Origin of the sequence: Streptomyces sp., assembly GCF_050698815.1 — a bacterium.
Lineage (GTDB): Bacteria > Actinomycetota > Actinomycetes > Streptomycetales > Streptomycetaceae > Streptomyces.
In genome coordinates this window covers 1-1682 of sequence record NZ_JBOHCV010000666.1, presented here as the reverse complement: position 1 = coordinate 1682, position 1682 = coordinate 1, and the positions used below count along the sequence as shown (strand labels likewise).

At 74.1% G+C, this 1682-nt stretch carries 2 protein-coding genes and 1 pseudogene; 2 read left to right on the top strand and 1 reads right to left on the bottom strand.

The window, feature by feature from the left end:
• A pseudogene (locus tag ACRDP3_RS23915) lies at nucleotides 1–218 on the top strand (NDP-sugar synthase); the annotation flags it as partial.
• 61 nt (nucleotides 219–279) lie between these two features.
• A complete protein-coding gene (locus tag ACRDP3_RS23910) occupies nucleotides 280–1188 on the top strand; it encodes a DNA-3-methyladenine glycosylase family protein (protein ID WP_431519065.1) in 909 nt (302 codons plus the stop codon).
• Nucleotides 1189–1227: 39 nt separating this feature from the next.
• Here ACRDP3_RS23910 and ACRDP3_RS23905 read toward each other — a convergent pair.
• A partial coding sequence (locus ACRDP3_RS23905; RefSeq protein WP_431519064.1) for a nitroreductase family protein occupies nucleotides 1228–1682 on the bottom strand: 455 nt, incomplete at its 5' end.

The window sequence follows — 1682 nt, the reverse complement described above, 5'->3', positions numbered from 1 at the left end:
CCACGGTGCTGGACGGCGCCGTCATCGAAACCGGCGCCGAGGTGCGGGACTCACTGATCGGCGCGGGCGCCCGGGTCGGGGCCGGCACGCTGCTCGACGGCGCCGTGGTCGGGGACGGTGCCGTGGTGGGCGAGGGCAACGAACTGCGGGACGGCATCCGCGTCTGGTGCGGTGCGCGGATTCCGGCGGGGGCGGTGCGCTTCTCCTCGGACCAGTGACCGGGTACCGGTCACCAGTGACTGGTACCCGGTCACGCTCGTCGCGCCTACGCTGTCGGGCGTGTCTGCCACCCGGATCTGGACCGCACCCGAGCCGTATGACCTGCGGAGCTGTCTGCGCGTGCTGCGGCGCGGCCCGTACGACCCCTGCTACCGCGTCGAGGGCGGTGCCGTCTGGCGGGCGACCCGTACGCCGGACGGGCCCGCGACACTGCGCATCACGGCGGACGCCGGGGCCGCGGCCGTACGGGCGGAGGCGTGGGGCCCGGGCGGGCAGTGGGCCCTGGACCGGTTGCCCGCGCTGCTCGGCGCGGAGGACGACCCGTCGGCCTTCACCGCCCACCACCGGCTGACCCGGGAAGCGCACCGTCGTCATCCCGGGCTGCGGCTGGCCCGTACCGGTCTGGTCATGGAGGCGCTGATTCCGTCGGTGCTGGAGCAGAAGGTCACCACCGATGAGGCGTACCGCGCCTGGCGGCTGCTCGTGCGCAGGCACGGGGAGCGCGCGCCCGGCCCGCACGACGGGATGTACGTGATGCCGGAGCCCCGCGCGTGGTGCCTCATACCGTCCTGGGAATGGCACCGCGCGGGCGTCGACAGCAAACGCTCCGCCACGGTCATCCGCGCCGCCCGGCGCGCCCCGCGTCTTGAGGAGGCGGCGTCGATGGAGCTGGCGGCCGCGATGACCCGCCTCCAGCTCATCCCCGGCATCGGCCCCTGGACCGCCGCCGAAACCCTGCAGCGCAGCAACGGCGACCCCGACGCCCTCACCGTCGGAGACCTCCACCTGCCGCGCATCATCGGCTACTCGCTCACCGGTGCCCGGAACACCGACGACGCCGGGATGCTGGAACTGCTGGCCCCTTACGAGGGACAGCGGCACCGCGCGGCACGGCTGATCATGCTCACCGGCCGCGGCCCGGCCCGTCGGCAACCCCGGTTCCCGGTCGGCGACATCGCCCGGCTGTGAACACCGCCGTTCGCCCCGGCGCGCGTGCGTCGGCGTGGGTCAGCGCACCTCGATGAAGTCGCCGACTGGCCGGGGCGGGCGCTCCCGCGGGGGCGCGGCCGGGTGGCCCACGGCGACGGCGCCCATCGGATCCCAGTCGTCGGGCAGCTTAAGCACCTCGCGCACCACGTCCCGGCAGAACATCGTCGAGGACACCCACGCCGACCCGAGCTGTTCCCCCGCCAGCGCCACCAGGAAGTTCTGGATGCCCGCGCCGTTGGCCACGACGAACATCTCCCGCTCCGCGGCGGCCCGTCGCGGGTCCGGGTAGGCGTGCGATCCGTCCATCACCAGGCACGGCACCACCAGACACGGCGCGCCCCGCAGTACGTCGCCGCGCCGGATCCGCTTGGCGATGCTCTGCTCGCTCTTGCCGTCCGCGCGCAGGTCCGCGATCCACTGTTCGCGCATCGCGTCGAGCAGCCGAAGCCGCGACTCCGCCGACTCCAGCAGTA